The sequence below is a fragment of the Stenotrophomonas sp. KH_052 genome (assembly GCF_057838755.1).
In genome coordinates, this window is record NZ_CM174475.1 from 741311 (window position 1) to 757378 (window position 16068).

13 protein-coding genes and 1 pseudogene are annotated in these 16068 nt (G+C 67.2%); 6 read left to right on the top strand and 8 right to left on the bottom strand.

The genetic code is table 11. The annotated features are described in order from the left end of the window. Positions 1-236: 236 nt before the first annotated feature. From olsF to AC3ITW_RS03265, 3 genes are all read left to right on the top strand, one after another. Positions 237-1952: a bifunctional ornithine lipid synthase OlsF gene (gene olsF, locus AC3ITW_RS03255; protein ID WP_100434054.1), complete on the top strand. Its 1716-nt coding sequence runs from the start codon at positions 237-239 to the stop codon at positions 1950-1952. Further along, a complete protein-coding gene (locus AC3ITW_RS03260; protein WP_100434055.1) occupies positions 1949-2749 on the top strand; it encodes a UDP-2,3-diacylglucosamine diphosphatase in 801 nt (266 codons plus the stop codon). The genes olsF and AC3ITW_RS03260 overlap by 4 nt, the downstream gene beginning before the upstream one ends. A 160-nt stretch (positions 2750-2909) precedes the next feature. Continuing rightward, positions 2910-3965 (top strand): metal-dependent hydrolase, encoded by a 1056-nt coding sequence (locus AC3ITW_RS03265; RefSeq protein WP_100434056.1) that lies wholly within the window; start codon positions 2910-2912, stop codon positions 3963-3965. 58 nt (positions 3966-4023) lie between these two features. On the opposite strand, the gene AC3ITW_RS03270 is transcribed toward AC3ITW_RS03265, so the two are convergent. From AC3ITW_RS03270 to AC3ITW_RS03295, 6 genes are all read right to left on the bottom strand, one after another. Beyond that, a complete protein-coding gene (locus AC3ITW_RS03270) occupies positions 4024-5022 on the bottom strand; it encodes a glycosyltransferase family 2 protein (protein WP_012510074.1) in 999 nt (332 codons plus the stop codon). An 8-nt stretch (positions 5023-5030) separates the two neighbouring features. Next, complete coding sequence (locus AC3ITW_RS03275; protein WP_229298178.1) at positions 5031-6899, bottom strand: DUF7657 domain-containing protein; 1869 nt, start codon at positions 6897-6899, stop codon at positions 5031-5033. A gap of 294 nt (positions 6900-7193) precedes the next feature. Further along, positions 7194-8021, bottom strand: coding sequence for a class I SAM-dependent methyltransferase (locus AC3ITW_RS03280; RefSeq protein WP_180889793.1), 828 nt, complete (start codon positions 8019-8021; stop codon positions 7194-7196). Positions 8022-8135: 114 nt separating this feature from the next. Then, entirely contained in the window at positions 8136-9131 is a 996-nt protein-coding gene (gene dusB / locus AC3ITW_RS03285) for a tRNA dihydrouridine synthase DusB (RefSeq protein WP_180889794.1), read from the bottom strand. 158 nt (positions 9132-9289) lie between these two features. Next, positions 9290-9721 carry a hypothetical protein gene (locus tag AC3ITW_RS03290; RefSeq protein ID WP_100434057.1) on the bottom strand — a complete coding sequence of 144 codons (432 nt, stop codon included), beginning with the start codon at positions 9719-9721 and terminating at the stop codon, positions 9290-9292. A gap of 81 nt (positions 9722-9802) precedes the next feature. After that, positions 9803-10720, bottom strand: a complete 918-nt coding sequence (locus AC3ITW_RS03295; RefSeq protein ID WP_489390060.1) for a LysR family transcriptional regulator — start codon at positions 10718-10720, stop codon at positions 9803-9805. Positions 10721-10815: 95 nt separating this feature from the next. On the opposite strand from AC3ITW_RS03295, the pseudogene AC3ITW_RS03300 reads away from it, so the two are divergent. After that, a pseudogene (locus AC3ITW_RS03300) lies at positions 10816-11990 on the top strand (MFS transporter). Positions 11991-12043: 53 nt separating this feature from the next. On the opposite strand, the gene AC3ITW_RS03305 reads toward AC3ITW_RS03300, so the two are convergent. Both AC3ITW_RS03305 and AC3ITW_RS03310 read right to left on the bottom strand, forming a co-directional pair. Next, complete coding sequence (locus tag AC3ITW_RS03305; RefSeq protein WP_012510080.1) at positions 12044-13009, bottom strand: ribokinase; 966 nt, start codon at positions 13007-13009, stop codon at positions 12044-12046. A gap of 25 nt (positions 13010-13034) precedes the next feature. Beyond that, complete coding sequence (locus AC3ITW_RS03310) at positions 13035-14333, bottom strand: NupC/NupG family nucleoside CNT transporter (RefSeq protein WP_004144334.1); 1299 nt, start codon at positions 14331-14333, stop codon at positions 13035-13037. Between the two features lie 194 nt (positions 14334-14527). Between AC3ITW_RS03310 and AC3ITW_RS03315 the strand changes: the two genes are divergently transcribed. Both AC3ITW_RS03315 and hemP read left to right on the top strand, forming a co-directional pair. Then, the gene (locus AC3ITW_RS03315; protein ID WP_153675009.1) at positions 14528-15499 is read left to right on the top strand and encodes an aldo/keto reductase; all 972 of its coding nucleotides are present in this window, start codon (positions 14528-14530) and stop codon (positions 15497-15499) included. A gap of 311 nt (positions 15500-15810) precedes the next feature. After that, positions 15811-16005, top strand: coding sequence for a hemin uptake protein HemP (hemP, locus tag AC3ITW_RS03320; RefSeq protein ID WP_005412278.1), 195 nt, complete (start codon positions 15811-15813; stop codon positions 16003-16005). Positions 16006-16068: the final 63 nt, after the last annotated feature.

The window sequence follows — 16068 nt, forward strand, 5'->3', positions numbered from 1 at the left end:
TTAAGCCCATGTAGGCCCGCCGGGCCCGCTGCAGCGGGATTGAGGCCCAGCCTCGACGCCCAGTGTTCCACCAGCGTGACAACGGCGCGGGTCCTGCCTGGCCCCGGCCGCGCAGTCCGCGACCCCGCCCCGGGGCACCCGGCCGTCATCGTTCTGCCCCGAAACCGCCATCTGGTTGCCGCCTGCCGGGCGCAGGCTGTCGGCCAATCCGGCCGCCGGGCACGAGCGAACACGCCATGCAGGAACTCGAACAGCGTCTCCAGCAACGCTTCCCCGATTGGTTCCATGGCCGTCGTGGCCAACTGGCCCGGCCCTTGCTGCGCAGCGTCGGACGCTGGTCGCGCCTGGACCAGATCGAAGCCTTCCTGCAGCGCAGTGCAGGATTGCGCGGATTCGGCTTCGTCGCCGCCGGCCTGGAGTTCATCGACGGCCAGTACCAGGTGGATCCAGCCGCGCTGGCGAAGATTCCCGCCACCGGCCGCCTGCTGATCGTCGCCAATCACCCCTCCGGAGCGCTGGACGCGCTGGCCCTGCTGGACGCGGTCGGCCGCATCCGCCGCGACGTGCGGATCGTGGCCAACGACCTGTTGGGGGCGATCGCGCCACTGCAGGACCTGCTGCTGCCGGTGCGCATCCTCGGTGGCAAGGCCCAGCGCGGCAGTCTGCATGCGGTCGAAGAGGCGCTGGCCGCCGAGCAATGCGTCATCGTGTTCCCGGCCGGTGAGGTCTCGCGGTTGTCGCTGCGCGGCATCCGTGATGGCCGCTGGCAGCGCGGTTTCGTCCGCTTCGCCCGTGCCGCCGGTGCGCCGGTGCTGCCGGTGCGGGTGGAAGCGCGCAACTCGGCGTTGTTCTACGGCGCCTCGACCCTGTTCAAGCCGGCCGGCACCGCACTGTTGGCGCGCGAGATGTTCACCCGTCGTGGGCGCCCGCTGCGCCTGTGCATCGGCGAGCCGATGCAGCTGGGCAAGGGCGGTGACCCCGGCGCACAGCTGCTCGCGGTGCGTCGCGCGCTGTACGCGCTGGGCCGCAATGGCACGACCGCCGATGCCGCGGCTCATGGCGGCCCCGAGCCGCTGGCCGCGCCGGTCCCGCCCTCGCAGGTCGCCGCGGGTATCGCGGCCGCCACCCAGCTGGGCCAGACCGCCGACGGCAAGCAGATCCTGCTGGCGACCTGTACGGCCGATTCTCCGCTGCTGCTGGAACTGGGCCGTCTGCGCGAGCTGACCTTCCGCCAGGTCGGTGAGGGCACCGGCCGCAGCCGCGACCTGGACGCCTTCGATCCGCAGTACGAGCACATCGTGATCTGGGACGCGGCCGCGCAGCGCATCGCCGGCGCCTACCGCATCATGCGCGGTGCCCATGCGCTGGCCCGGCATGGTCTGTCCGGGCTCTACAGCGCGTCGCTGTTCCGCTATTCCGATGATGCCATCACCCACATTGCCGAAGGCCTCGAACTCGGCCGCAGCTTCGTGGTGCCCGACTACTGGGGCAGCCGCAGCCTGGACTACCTGTGGCAGGGCATTGGTGCTTACCTTCAGTGCCGGCCGGGCATCCGCTACCTGTTCGGCGCCGTGTCGATCAGCGCAGCACTGCCGCGTGATGCGCGCGAGCAGCTGGTGGCGTACTACCAGCGCTATTACAGCGGTAGCGCCGGCCTGGTCGAATCGAACCGGCCGTTCCAGTACTTCGCGGCCCCACCGAGTTTCGGCGAGCTGGATGCCGGCGCCGCATTCGACGTGCTGAAGGCCAACCTGGCCGCACTCGGCACCGGCGTACCGACGCTGTACCGCCAGTACACCGACCTGTGCGAACCCGGCGGCGCCCGCTTCCTTGCCTTCGGGGTCGATCCGGATTTCAGCGATTCGATCGATGGCCTGATCGAAGTGGACCTGTGTGCGATACGGCCCAACAAGCGCAAACGCTACTTGCGCGATGCGGGGATGCCGGCATGAGCTCGCTGGCGAACCTGTCGCCGCACCGGCGCGCAGTGTTCGTCTCCGACGTGCACCTGGGCTCGCGCCACTGCCACGCCGCCGAGCTGGCGCGGTTCCTCTCGCAGTTGCGCTGCGAACGGCTGTACCTGGTCGGTGACATCATCGACCTGTGGTGGATGGCGCACCGCCGCGCCAACTGGCGGCAGTCGCACAGTGAAGTCATCCAGGCCCTGCATGCGCTGCGCCGTGCCGGCACCGAGATCATCTACATTCCCGGCAATCACGACGCCTCGCTGCGCCAGGTGTGCGGGCTGATGCTGCCGGCGATGCAGGTGCGCCGCCGTGCGATCCATACCACCGCTGATGGCCGCCGGCTGCTGGTCGTGCATGGCGACGACTATGACGGCGTGACCCATTTCGGGGGGCTGCAGGAGAAGTTCGGCGATTGGCTGTACTACCGGATCCTCACCGGCAACCAGGCGTTGAATGCGGTGCGGCGCCTGCTGGGCATGCGCTACTGGTCGCTGTCTGAATTCCTGAAGAAGCGCAGCGGTGCAGCCGAACGCTACATCGAGCGCTTCGTGCAGGCCGGGCTGGACGACGTTCGCCGGCGCGGCCTGGATGGCATCGTCTGCGGCCACATCCACCGCGCTGCCTTGATTGAACGCGATGGCCTGGTCTATGCCAACGACGGCGACTGGGTGGAGAGCCTGACCGCACTGGCCGAAGACCATGATGGCGCGCTGCGCCTGCTCGACCACAACGGGCAGACCCTGGTGGAGCTGCCAGGGGCGCGTATCAAGCAGGCCGCCTGACCCGCTCTTGTAGAGTCGAGCCATGCTCGACTGCCGTATGCGACGGGGTCGGACCGAAAAACAGTCGAGCATGGCTCGACTCTACAAAAAAGGCGCGAGCGGCACTCTTCAACAGGTGTGCCATCGAGACGGCGCGCACGCAAGCCGCTAGCATCGGTCCATGGATTCCCTTACCCAGATCGTGCTCGGTGGCGCCGTCGCCGCTGTCATCGCTCCGCCCGGCCATCGCCGCGCGGCCCTGCTGGCTGGTGCCGCGCTCGGCACCCTGCCGGATCTCGATGCCCTGTGGCTGGGCTTCACTGCTGCCGATCCGGTGGCGAACATGATCGAACACCGCAGCTTCAGCCACTCGCTGCTGGTGCTGCCCTGGGTGGCGGCACTGATCTGGTGGTTGTTCAAGCGCTTCGGCAATGGCCGCGTCGCCCAGTCACCTGTGCGCTGGTTCTGGGCGATCCAGTTGGCGCTGGTCACCCATCCCATGCTGGATGCGTTCACCGTCTACGGCACTCAGCTGTGGTGGCCGTTGCGGCCACACCCGACCATGGGTTCCAGCGTCTTCATCATCGATCTCGGCTACACGATGTGGCTGCTGCTGGGCTGCGTGCTGGCCTGGTTTGGCCGCGCCCGTCCCTGGGCGGGCAAGGTGCTGGGCGTGGCACTGCTGCTCAGCAGCGGCTACCTGGGCTGGGGCCTGATCGCCAAGGCGCAGGTCGACCGTGCCGCGCAGCAGAGCCTGGCTGCGATGGGGCTGGGCGATGCGCCGCGGTTCTCGGTGCCGATGCCGTTCAACACGCTGCTGTGGCGGGTGGTGGCGATGACCCCGAATGGCTACGTGGTGGGCGACCGTTCGCTGGTGGCCGACCATGGACCGATGCAGTTCGAAGGCCATCCCTCCAACGTGCAGGCATTGCGCGAAGCGGAGGGCATTCCGGCCGTTCAGCAGCTGCAGTGGTTCAACCGCGGTTTCATGCGTGCGCAGGTGGTCGACGGCCGGCTGGTGCTGAGTGATCTACGCATGGGCCTGGAGCCGGACTACACCTTCAACTTCGCCGTGGCCGAGCAGGTGGATGGGCAGTGGCGGGCGATCACGCCCGAGCAGCCGCGGGTGGACTACAGCAGCCCGGCCGCGCGTGCCGATGCCGGGCGCCGGCTGGCGGCGATGTGGCAGCGCATCTGGCATGCGCCCGCAGTACCTTCAGCCGGTGCCGCCGAGTAGAGCCACGCCACGCGTGGAAGGTGGGGTATTGGCGGCGGCAGCCACGCATGGCGTGGCTTTACTGCGGTGCGCGGTTGAGTTTGATCGATCGGTTCAATACCTGGCGCGGCACGTTGGCGATATCGAAGCCGACGAATGCCAGCAGGAACTGCAGGCCCGAGATCAACGCGACCATGGTGATCATGATCGTGCCTACCGGTGTGGCGACATCGGCCTGCGCCGAGCGAATCCAGTGATACAGGCCGAACAGCCCGCCGAAGGTGAGCAGGCTGCTGCCGGCGACCAGCTCCAGCGACGCGATGCTGAGATCGCGCAGGAAGTAGTTGTAGGCAATGCGCTTTAGCGTGTTGCGCATGTGCTTGAAGGTGAATTCGCCGAGGATGCGGCCAATGCGGAGATTGCTGGTCTCGTCGCCGTAGTGGGCATCCATGGCCACGTCCTGGACAACTGCGCGTACGGTGTTCAGGCGGAACAGCATGTCCGTCTCGAAGAAGTAGCGGTCGCTGACAGCATCGAGCTTGAGGTGGCTGGCGACCCTGGCATGGATGGCGGTGTAGCCATTGGTCGGATCGAATACCTGCCAGTATCCGGACGATGCCTTGGTCATGAAGGACAGCAGCAGGTTGCCCAGGCGTCGCACGGGCGGCATGCGACGGATGTGGGTCAGATTCCAGAAACGATTGCCCTTGGTGTAGTCCGCGTGGCCTTCCGCGATGGGGGTGACGAAATCCATGAGTAGTGCCGGATCCATCTGTCCGTCGCCATCGACCTTGACCAGGATGTCCATGCCATCGGCAATGGCCGCGCGGTAGCCGGTCTTGATGGCGCCGCCGACGCCGCGATTGTGCTCATGGAACAGCACGGTGACGCGCGGGTCGCTGGCTTCGGCCTGGATGAGCCGGCCGCTGCCATCAGGGCAGGCATCATCCACGCAGTAGATTGCCGTCACCGTTGGGTCGATTGCGGCCAGCACCGCCAGCACGTGGCGGGTCACCCTGTAGCAGGGGATCACCACGGCGATCCGCGGGGTTGGCGTAGCAGGTTGCGCTGTACCCATCGTCGGACTCACGGTTGCGCCCCTGCGCGGCAATCCCGGGTTCCGGGCGTGGCGCAGGCCGGGGCCGCAAGCAGGATGTTGGCCGGCACTTCCACCAGATCACCCTGCAGCACGCGCGGCATATCGCTATCGGCGGCCACGGTGATGTGGTGGTAGCGGTTGAAGGTGAAATTGAACGCTTCGTCCTGCATCGCCGGGAAGTACCGGCCGAAGTAATCCAGCTGTGGCAGGTACAGCACGTGGTTCACGGCTGCGATCCCGGCGCCGGGCAGAAGCGCCCCGAAGCCCCCCGGGGCGACCAGTACGCCTTCGGTGTTGTTGCGCGCGCCTCGCGCCTGTAGCGATTGCAGGACGGCAGTGCGGTCCATCGCGAAGATCGGACCGGCGGGTTGCACCGGATTGAACAGGCCGTTGCCCAGCAGGTTGGCCAGTGCGGCAGTGGCCAGCACCAGGCTGGCTGCATGCACCGAAAGCCTCGGGCGCTTTGCCGCAATGGCGAGCGCGGCCAGGCACAGGTACGGCAGTGCATCGGCGGTGCTGTGCAGGCGGCTGAGCTGACCCTCGCCGAACAGGAACTTGGCCAGGCTGCCTGCCACCAGCAGCGCGGCCAGCAGCAGCAGGCGCCAGCGCTCGAGGCGAACCCCGCATCGCACCAGGATCATGGCGCAGCCGATGTTGAGCAACAGGCCGAAGGCGAGCAGTGCGCGGGCGGGCGGCACCATCGACAGGCCCGTCAGCTTGCCGACCACGGCGGGAATGGGCAGGAAGATCCAGCAGGCGATCAACAGCAGGCCCGCTGCCAGGATCAACAGCGTGCTGCGATGGCTTCCCGCCCATGCGCGGAGCCGCGCACCATCGGCCAGTACCACGGTGAACAATGGCAGCAGGCTGCCCAGGACCGCGATTTCGCAATCGTTGGATGCCTTGAACAGTGGCAACGGTGCGAACCGGTAGGTCATCAGGTTCGGAAAGAGATGCGCCAGCAGGGTCGTCAGTCCGACGCCGCCACCGGCACTTTGCCGCTGGCCCGGATACACCGTGTTGCGCACGATCGGGATGATGTCGTGGAAGTAGCCGACGAATACGGCCAACGCGATCGCACCGGCAACTGCGGCGTCGAACAGCCGCCGCAGCGTGATGGCGTCGCGGCGGAAGGCCAGCACCAGAACCGCCATGGCCAGCAGCGAGGAAATGATGAACGGCGGGTAGGACACCGCAACCAGCCATGCCGCCAGTGCATAGGCACTGGCCGCGATACGCAAGCCACGATGGCCGATGCGCAGCCACGCCACCGCAGCCCAGGGCGCCAGCGCAAAGGCACCGGCGTTGCTGGTCCACCAGACCTGTACGAAAGGAGCGAAGAACAGCGTGACTGACACCAGCATCGCGGCCAGTGCCGGCAACCGCAATTGGCGCAGGAACAAGGCCCATCCGCACAGGAAGGCCATGGCCATGAACATGAAAAAGAACGAATAGGCGTTCGCGGCAGGCAGCAGGAAGAATGCCCAATGGTAGGGCTTGAACAGCAGGCCCCAGTCCAGAAGTGGCAGCGCCTGGAAGGTGCGCAGCGACTCGTGGTACGCCGAGTGCGCGTTGACCTGGCCGAAATCGTTGCCGACGGCGATCTGGATGTAAGGCGTGAACACCATCCATTCGTCGGTGCGGATGTAGCGCGCAGTGCCGAGCAGCGGTTGCTGCGGCGCCAGGCCCAGATACTCGTAGGCCAGCGCATAGGAAGATGGTGTCAGTGCGAACGCGACATAGAGGATGCACAACAGCGCGACGATCCCGGCGAACAGGCGTGCCTGGCTGGACCGAAGCCCACCCAGCAGGCTTGCGTCATGGGCAGGCAAAGGCGTTGGGGCGCTGTCACTCATCTCGTTCTCGAAGGTCGGGTCCATCCATGCGCGATGTGCCCGCGCACCGATGCCCGAGGGCAGCAGAGGGGGATCCTGGCACGCGCCTTTCTCGGCCGGGATTGGCGGATTCTAACGGGTTGCCGCCGCAGCTGCTGGTGGGACGAGGCCCGCTTCAGTACACCGCTGGCGCGGCCTTGCACGAGTGCGGCTTCGCATCAGAAGGTCCCCGCCATGCGTGGATGGCGGGGACATCGGCGGCTGCAGCCACGCAAGGCGTGGCACTACTGCATCAATCGGCCGTGCGGCGTCGGTTCAATACACCGTCGCGCGGCCCTGCACGAACGAGTAGAAGAACACCGCGTTCGGGTCGTTCTGCACCAGGCGGAACTCGCGGCGCATGCCCTCCACTGTCTCCTCGTCCACGCTGCCGGCCTGCAGCAGCGGGTCGGCCGCCGACAACAACAGCTGCTCCCAGAACGCGATCATGGTCTTGCGGCGTGCCGGCTCGCGATTGTCCAGGTGGATGGTCTTGATCTCGGTATGCACATCGCGGAAGCCGCCGGCCAGCAGCAGGTTGCCCAGCTTGGCGCCGACGAACGGGTCGCCGCCGTGGTCGTACTGGAAGTCGTTGAAGGCCATCCAGTAGCGCCAGATGTGCGGCGAGTAAGGGTCGAGCAGGAACGAGGCGTTCATCACCTCGGTGATGTACACCGGCGAACCCGGGGCCAGCACCCGTCGCACTTCGCTCAGCACGCGCGCCGGTGACGGCACGTGTTCCAGCACCCAGCACAGGAACGCCGAATCAAAGCTGCGGGCCTCGAACGGCAGTTCGTCGGCATCGGCCTGCTGCAGGGTGTAACGGTCGCTGCACCACGGCGTGCGCGCCAGGTTCTCGCGTGCGGCTGCCAGCTGCGTTTCGCTCAGGTCCACGCCGGTCACGTGCAGCTCGGGGAAGCGGCGCAGCAGGATCTCGGTCTGTGCACCGACACCGCTGCCGACTTCCAGCAGGCGGCGGGCGCCGCTGTAGTCGATCTGGCCGAAGATGCTCGATTCCAGCAGCCGGGCCTGGGTCATCAGGCGCTGCTGCTCGGTGCCGGAGAATCCGTGCAGGTAGGTCGGGGAAGAGATCGGCGGGGTCATGATGGGCTCTTGTAGCGTCGAGCTTGCTCGACTGCTCTGGAAATTCAGTCGAGCAAGCTCGACTCTACGGTTTGAGGAATCAAGCAAGCTCGACCCTACGGTGTAGCGGTTCGCTCAGGCAGCAGAAGACAACGCCGGTTCCCCGGCGATCAGGCTGTCGAAGTAATCGGTGGTCAGTGCGATCTGGCTGGCCGGATCCTCGGCACGGTTGACCACCGCACGGAACGCCGCGTTTTCCGGCCGGTCCTTGGCGTACCAACCCAGGTGCTTGCGCGCGATGCGCACGCCCTGCGGTTCGCCGTAGAACGCGTGTAGCGCGTGCAGATGGCCGAGCAGGATGTCGCGTACTTCGGCCAGCGACGGCCGCGGCAGTTCCTCGCCGGTGGCCAGGTAATGCGCCACCTCGCGGAAGATCCACGGCCGGCCCTGCGCCGAGCGGCCGATCATCACTGCATCCACGCCGGTCTGCTTCAACACGAAGGCAGCCTTCTGCGGCGAATCGATATCGCCATTGGCGATGACCGGGATGCGCAGCGCGGCCTTGATCTCGCCAATGGTGGCGTACTCGGCCTGGCCGGTGTAGTGCTGGTCGCGGGTGCGCCCGTGCACGGCCAGCGCAGCAATGCCGCTGTCCTCGGCAATGCGCGCGATCAGCGGGCCGTTGCGATGGTCGCAGTCCCAGCCGGTGCGGATCTTCAGGGTGACCGGTACGTCCACCGCGTTGACCACGGCTTCAAGGATGCGCGCCACCAGCTGCTCGTCGCGCATCAGCGCCGACCCCGCCCACGCATTGCACACCTTCTTGGCCGGGCAGCCCATGTTGATGTCGATGATCTGCGCGCCGTGGTCGACGTTGTAGCGTGCCGCCTCGGCCAGCTGCTGCGGCTCGGTGCCGGCGATCTGCACGCTGATCGGGGCCGGTTCGCCGTCGTGGTCCATGCGGTGGATCGACTTGCGCGTGTTCCAGAAGCGCGGGTCGCTGATGGTCATTTCCGAGGCGGCCAGGCCCGCACCCAGCCGTTTGCACAGCAGGCGGAAGGGCTTGTCGGTGACGCCGGCCATGGGCGCCAGCACGACGTTGGGAGCAATGGAGTACGGGCCGATCTGCATGCGCCCATTGTAGGGCGCAGGCACCCACTCGAACGTGCCCGGCACGGCCGGGTTCAGGCCTATCCGGACCGTTCTCATGCCGCACGGGCATCAGCAGATGCTTGACGGTTGCTTCCGCCGCCCCCAGGGGCAGGCAATGGTAGGCGGCTGGGCGGGGCCTAGCCCAAGGCCTGCCAGGCCTGGCGGGTGCCCAGCGCGAAGGCCAGGCCCAGTCCCAGGCAGGCCAGTGAACTGGTCACCCAGAATCGCGCGCCGTTGTAACCCGGCCGGATCAGTGCCAGCCCGAAGCCCATCCCCGCGCGCAGCAGCAACAGCAGGGCGATGCCCGACAGGATCTGGCGGCTGCCCGGCAGCGGCGAATGCCAGCCGGCGGCTGCCAGCGCGTACAGCGTCCAGATCACCAGCACGGCAGTGATGCCTGCGGTCATCAGCGGCGGCCACCAATGCCCGGCCTTGGCCAGCCGCACCACGCGCGAGCCAGCACCGAAACGCTGGTACCAGGCCGCGCCGAAGGCGATGCAGCCGATGTGCAGCAGCGCTGCGATGGCACTGCCAGCGGCTGCGACCAGCAGCCAGGGGAATCCGTCCATGTCCTGCCCGTGCAAGGAAGCTGCGCGGATGGTGGGCGAGGGCCGCGGTGCCGGCAATGCGACGGGCGGTCGCAGCAGGGATCAGTGCGGAGGGTCGATCCGCAATCCGGCGCCGAGACGGTCCAATGCCACATCCACGCGCGGCAGCCGTTGCCGGCCCTGCGGCCACAACAGCCGCAACGGCAGGCCACGGCAGTCCAGCGCCGGCAGGATCGACACCAGGCTGCCGCGCGCCAGCGCGTCATCGACCAGCCAGGTGGCCAGCTGGGCAATGCCGAAGCCCGCCTCGACGGCCGCCACCTGTGCTTCGGCACTGCCGACCACCAGCCGTGCGCGGGCCTGCAGCGGTGCACTGCGCTGCCCGCCATCGGCCACCTGCCACGGGCCGATACTGCCGTCGGCACGGCCGAACAGCACGCCATCGTGGTCGGCCAGCTCCGCTCCGGAGGTCGGCAGGCCGTGCCGCTGCAGGTAGGCCGGCGATGCACAGAAGCGCAGGCATTCGTGGCCGAGCAGGCGGCTGCCGAGGGTGGCCGGCAACGGCTCCGGGCCACCGATGCGCACGGCCAGATCGACGCCGTCCTCGGCCATATCGATGAAGCGGTCGCTGAAGGTCACTTGTGGTCGCAGCCGGGGAAACTCGGCGGCCAGCTGCAGCAGCAGCGGCCACACTTTCAATCGCCCGAAGGTGGCCGGAGCGTCCACCCGCAGGCGGCCCACCGGGGCATCGGCATGCGCGGCCAGCACCGATTCGGCATCGGCCAGTTCGCCAAGCACGCGCACGCACGTGCGGTAAAAGCCTTCACCGGCCTCGGTCAGGCGCAGGCGGCGAGTGCTGCGTTCGAACAACCGTGCCCCCAGGCGCGCTTCCAGTCGGGCAACGGTCTTGCCGACTGCCGAACTGGTCAGGTGCAGGCGCTCGGCGGCGGCGGTGAAGCTGCCGGCTTCGGCGGTGGCGACGAAGGCCTCGATGCCGCGCAGCCGCTCGTTGGGAAGCATGGGCGAAGTTCTGTCCGGAATGGATGGAAAACATAGCAGCAATCGGAACAATGGGAGGAAATAGGCTGGGCGGCCCTTGTCCTTGGCGGTCCTGCATGTCTTCCCTCGATTGTTCCGTTGCCACCGGTCACCGTGCTGCCCGTGCCCGCCTGTCCGTTGCACTGTTGGCGGTCTCCGCGTTCGTCATCGTCACCACTGAGTTCCTGATCGTCGGCCTGCTGCCGGCGCTGGCGCGCGATCTCGGCCTGGGTATCGCGCGCGCCGGGCAGCTGGTCACCCTGTTCGCGTTCACCGTGATGCTGGCCGGACCACCGCTGACCGCACTGCTGGCGCATCTCGACCGGCGTCGCCTGTTCGTGGCCATCCTGCTGCTGTTTACGGCCTCCAACGCGCTCGCGGCGGTGGCCACGCTGCCGTGGTTGCTGGCCCTGGCGCGGGTGTTGCCCGCGTTGGCGCTACCGGTGTTCTGGGGCACGGCCAGCGAGACTGCTGCGCAGCTGGCGCCGGCGGAGCAGGGTGGGCGTGCGGTGGCACGGGTCTATCTGGGCATCACCGCCGCGATGCTGTTCGGCATCCCGCTGGGTACGCTGGCCGCCGAGGCCATCGGTTGGCGCGGCAGCTTCTGGCTGCTGTCGGCGCTGTCACTGCTGATGGCAGGTGCACTCGCACTGTGGATGCCGGGCACCGCTGCAGAGCCACGGCGCGCGCTGGGCGAACAGGCGCGTGTGCTGCGGCAGCCGCGGCTGCTGGGCAACGTGCTGCTGTCGGTGCTGGTGTTCACTGCCATGTTCGCCGCCTACACCTATCTGGCCGACGTGCTCGAACGCCTGTTGCAGGTTCCCGCCCCTGGCTGATGGGTTTCGGTGCGGTCGGGTTGCTTGGCAATGCACTGGGTGGGCGTTGGGTGGATCGTGCACCGCTGGGCGCGACGCTGGCGTTCTGCACGGTGCTGGCGCTCGGCGTGCTGGCCAGCGTCTGGCTGGCCGGGCAGGGAGGGTTGGTGGTCATCGCACTGGCGTTGTGGGGTGTTGCGCATACCGCGCTGTTCCCGCTGTGCCAGGTGCGGGTGATGCGCGCGGCGCCGCAGGCGCAGGCGCTGGCCGGCACCTTGAATGTGTCGGCGGCCAATGCTGGTATCGGCCTGGGCGCGCTGCTCGGTGGCGGTGCCATCGAACGTTGGGGCCTGGACTCGCTGGGCGTGGTGGCCGCTGCGGTGGCGCTGCTGGCAATCGCAGCCGGGCTGCTGCTGCGACGTGCGGAGGAACCATGAAAAAGCCCGGGCATCTGCATGCCCGGGCTCGTTCATCCACGCATGGCGTGGATCTACTTTGCTTCGGAATCAGCCGGGGTGAAGCGCGGCATCGCCGCGGCAGCGCCTTCCTTCTCGGTCGAGCGACCGGCGAACTGGTTGGCGAAGCGCACGTGGCGGGCGAACGGTGCGTCGGCCACCTGCGCCAGCGACGCGGCCAGCGCGCCGTTGAAGGCGTCACCGGCACCGGTGGTGTCGATCGCCTGCACCTGTTCGGCACCCACGCGGTAGTACGGCTGGGTATCGCCGCGCAGGTTCTCGTCGGCATGCGACACGAACACGCCCACCGAACCCAGGGTCACCACCACCGTACCGTTGCCGACCAGCTTGCGGCACAGCGCATGCAGGCTGGCGCCATCCAGCGCGGCGACGTCGTTGGCATCCACGCGCTCACCGACATGGCGGCCGAGCAGGGCGGCGAACTCGGTCTCGTTCGGGGTGATCACATCGGCCAGCTTGAGCAGGCCGATGGTCGAGGGAGCGTCGGCCGGTGCGGTGTTGAGCACCGTGGTGACGCCGGCCTCGCGGGCCGTGGCCAACGCTGCTTCGATGGTCTGCACCGGCGATTCCAGCTGCACCAGCACCACCTTGGCGCCGGCCAGCAGCGCGTGCTGCTGTTGCAGGAAGTCGGTGCTCAGTGCGGCGTTGGCACCCGGGCCGATCACGATGGTGTTGCGGCCACGGGCATCCACGTAGATACCAGCGGTGCCGGTCGGTTCGCTGCTGGCTTCGGCGATCAGCCCGAAGCCATCCTGTGCGGCCAGCTCGCGGGCGGTGGCGCCACCGGCGTCATCGCCCAACGCGCACACGAAGTGCGTGTCGGCACCGGCGCGGCAGGCCGCCACGGCCTGGTTGAAGCCCTTGCCACCGGGGCCGGTGCTGTAGCGGCCGGCAATGGTCGCACCCGGTGCAGGCAGCGACTCGCACCGCCACACGTGATCGACATTGAAGGAACCGACGACAACGACACTGCTGCTCATAGGGAATCTTTTCTCAACCAAGGGTTCAACTGAAGTGCGTCAGCACGCCGGCGATGGTCGCCGTCATGAAGGTGGCAATGGTACCGCCCAGCACCGCGCGCAGGCCGAACTTGGCCAGATCGTGGCGACGTTCCGGGGCCAGGCCGCCGATGCCGCCGATCTGGATCGCGATCGAGCTGAAGTTGGCGAAGCCGCACAGCGCGTAGGTGGCGATCAGGCGACCTTCGTCAGACAGGCTCACGCCGGCCACCTGGCCGTTCACGATCTGCGACAGCTCGGTATAGGCCACGAATTCGTTGATCACGACCTTCTGGCCGATCAGCGAACCGACGGTGGTGGCATCGGCCCACGGCGTGCCGATCACCCAGGCGATCGGGGCCAGCACGTAGCCGAAGATGGTCGACAGGTTGGTCGGCTTGCCGATCTGCGCGGCCAGCCCGGTCACTTCACCGATCCAGGTCAGCGGGGCGTTCAGCAGCGCGATCAGCGCGATGAAGGCCAGCAGCATCGCGCCGATGTTCAGCGCCAGCTTCAGGCCGTCACCGGCGCCAGCGGCTGCGGCATCGATGATGTTGCTGGAGGTCTTCTCCACTTCCATCTTCACCGTGCCGCGGGTGAGCGGGGTACCGGTTTCCGGAATCAGCAGCTTGGCCACGACCAGCGTGGCCGGCGCGGCCATGATGCTCGCCGCCAGCAGGTGCTTGGCGTAGAAAGCCTGCTGTACCGGGTCGCCGCCGCCGAGCATGCCCACGTAGGCCGCCAGCACGCCGCCGGCGATGTGGGCCATGCCGCCGATCATCATGGTCAGCAGCTCGGACTGGGTCATCTTGGCAATGTACGGGCGCACCGTCAGCGGCGCCTCGGTCTGGCCGATGAAGACGCTGGCGCAGACGCTGGTGGTTTCCGCACCGGACACGCGCATCACCTTGGTGATCGACCAGGCCATCACGCGCACGATGCCCTGCATGACGTTGAGGTGGTACATGACCCCCATCAGCGCCGAGAAGAAGATGATGGTCGGCAGCACCTGGAAGGCGAAGATGAAGCCGTAGTTCTTGACGTCCATCAACGAGCCGAAGATGAACTTCGAACCTTCGTTGACGAAACTCAGCACCTTCACGAAGCCGTGGCCCAGCGCATCGAACACGTCGCGGCCGCCCGGCACCAGGATCACCAGCGCCGCGAACGCGATCTGCAGGGTGATACCGGTGGCAACCAGCTTCCAGTCAACCGCGCGCTTGTTGTTGGAAAACAACCAGGTGATGCCGATCAGCACCGCCAACCCGAACAGGCCGAAGCCGATCCTGCCCAAACCTTCGACCATGTGAGTGACTCCCCTGGGGCGTCGCGAAAAACGGGAAGCCTAGTGCAGGGCAGGGGCCGGGGCAAGGAAAAGCAGCGTGCGCGCGGCCATCGGTACCGATCAGGCCAGCAACGGCAAGGGGTTGCAGCCGGCAGGGGCAGGTAGAATGGCGGTTCGATCCCGGCCCGGATGCGGGCCCGCAGCAGGAGATTCGCATGCAATACCGTCGCCTGGGCTCCACCGGCCTGCCGATTTCCGCCCTGTCCTTCGGTGCCTGGGTGACCTTCGGCGACCAGATCCCGCGCGACGAGGCCCGCAACCTGGTGGCCGCCGCCTGGGATCATGGCGTCAACTTCTTCGATAATGCGGAGGGCTACGCCAACGGCCGCGCCGAACAGGTGATGGGCGATGTGATCACCGACCTGCGCCTGCCGCGCGATGGCTTCTGCGTGTCCAGCAAGGTGTTTTTCGGCAGCGCCAAAGACCCGCGGCCGACCCAGCGTGGGTTGTCACGCAAGCACGTGACCGACGCCTGCCACGCCGCGCTCAAGCGCCTGCGGGTGGATTACCTCGACCTTTATTACTGCCACCGCCCGGATCCGGACGCACCGATCGCCGAGACCGTGCACGCCATGGACACCCTGGTGCGGCAAGGCAAGATCCTCTACTGGGGTACCTCGGAGTGGTCGGCGGCGCAGATCCAGCAGGCGCTGGACATCGCCGAAGCGCACAACCTGCAGGGCCCGTCGATGGAGCAGCCGCAGTACAACCTGCTGCACCGCGAGCGGGTCGAGGTCGAGTACGCGCCGCTGTATGCCGGCGCCGGCCTGGGGACCACCATCTTCTCGCCGTTGGCGTCAGGCCTGTTGAGCGGCAAGTACGACCAGGGCATCCCGGCCGATGCACGGTTGGGCCGCGAGGGCATGGAATGGCTGCAGGACCTGGTGCTGGGTGCAGACGCCGAGGCACGGCTGGCCCAGGTGCGCCGTTTCAGCGAGGTCGCGCGCTCGCTCGGCCACGCCCCGGCGACGCTGGCGATTGCCTGGTGCCTGCGCAACCCGAACGTCTCCAGCGTGATCCTCGGCGCCAGTCGGGTCAGTCAGCTGCTGCAGAACCTGCAGGCGCTGGACGTGCTGGAGCAGGTCGATGCCGCCGGCTGGGCCCAGCTCGAAGCCATCTTCGCCTGACCGGCAGCAGCGCCATGTAGAGTCGAGCCACGCTCGACTCCGCGCGCAGCGCGGGTTTCCAGGATCGCCGCCTCTGTAGAGTCGAGCCGTGCTCGACTCCGCGCGCAGCGCGGGTTTCACCTGGCTGGGATCGAAGAGCAGTCGAGCATGGCTCGACTCTACAGAAGCGGTTATGCCTTCAATTCATAGATGGTATCTATCGAATTTCAGAATTCGATCATTAATCTCATCAATGAAATTGAGAATGGTTGTTGATTGTCAACTGAGAATCATTATCATTTAACTCGTCCCTCGCACGAGTCCAGATGCTCATGAATGCTCAACCTGTACTGCTGCGCCCCGAAACGCTGACCCTCCGCGATCGTCCGGTCCGCGTCGTTCCGCCGGAAGAGGTCATCGACAGCGAAGCCCTGCTCAAGGGCCGTCGTGAAATCCTGATCCAGCACGGCGACCGCTTCTATCGCCTGCGTCACACCAGCAACGACAAGCTGATCCTGACCAAGTAATCGCGGCCTGGTCGCCCGCCTCCCTCCCTCCTGCCGGCAGCGCCGACAGGGTGGGCGACCCGT

Bases quoted from the DNA above. Each gene is read 5' to 3' on its own strand.
- AC3ITW_RS03265 (WP_100434056.1), top strand. From the start codon at position 2,910: ATGGATTCCCTTACCCAGATCGTGCTCGGTGGCGCCGTCGCCGCTGTC.
- AC3ITW_RS03290 (WP_100434057.1), bottom strand. From the start codon at position 9,721: ATGGACGGATTCCCCTGGCTGCTGGTCGCAGCCGCTGGCAGTGCCATC.
- AC3ITW_RS03315 (WP_153675009.1), top strand. From the start codon at position 14,528: ATGCAATACCGTCGCCTGGGCTCCACCGGCCTGCCGATTTCCGCCCTG.
- AC3ITW_RS03305 (WP_012510080.1), bottom strand. From the start codon at position 13,009: ATGAGCAGCAGTGTCGTTGTCGTCGGTTCCTTCAATGTCGATCACGTG.
- olsF (WP_100434054.1), top strand. From the start codon at position 237: ATGCAGGAACTCGAACAGCGTCTCCAGCAACGCTTCCCCGATTGGTTC.
- AC3ITW_RS03280 (WP_180889793.1), bottom strand. From the start codon at position 8,021: ATGACCCCGCCGATCTCTTCCCCGACCTACCTGCACGGATTCTCCGGC.
- dusB (WP_180889794.1), bottom strand. From the start codon at position 9,131: ATGCAGATCGGCCCGTACTCCATTGCTCCCAACGTCGTGCTGGCGCCC.
- hemP (WP_005412278.1), top strand. From the start codon at position 15,811: ATGAATGCTCAACCTGTACTGCTGCGCCCCGAAACGCTGACCCTCCGC.
- AC3ITW_RS03260 (WP_100434055.1), top strand. From the start codon at position 1,949: ATGAGCTCGCTGGCGAACCTGTCGCCGCACCGGCGCGCAGTGTTCGTC.
- AC3ITW_RS03275 (WP_229298178.1), bottom strand. From the start codon at position 6,899: ATGAGTGACAGCGCCCCAACGCCTTTGCCTGCCCATGACGCAAGCCTG.
- AC3ITW_RS03270 (WP_012510074.1), bottom strand. From the start codon at position 5,022: ATGGGTACAGCGCAACCTGCTACGCCAACCCCGCGGATCGCCGTGGTG.
- AC3ITW_RS03310 (WP_004144334.1), bottom strand. From the start codon at position 14,333: ATGGTCGAAGGTTTGGGCAGGATCGGCTTCGGCCTGTTCGGGTTGGCG.
- AC3ITW_RS03295 (WP_489390060.1), bottom strand. From the start codon at position 10,720: ATGCTTCCCAACGAGCGGCTGCGCGGCATCGAGGCCTTCGTCGCCACC.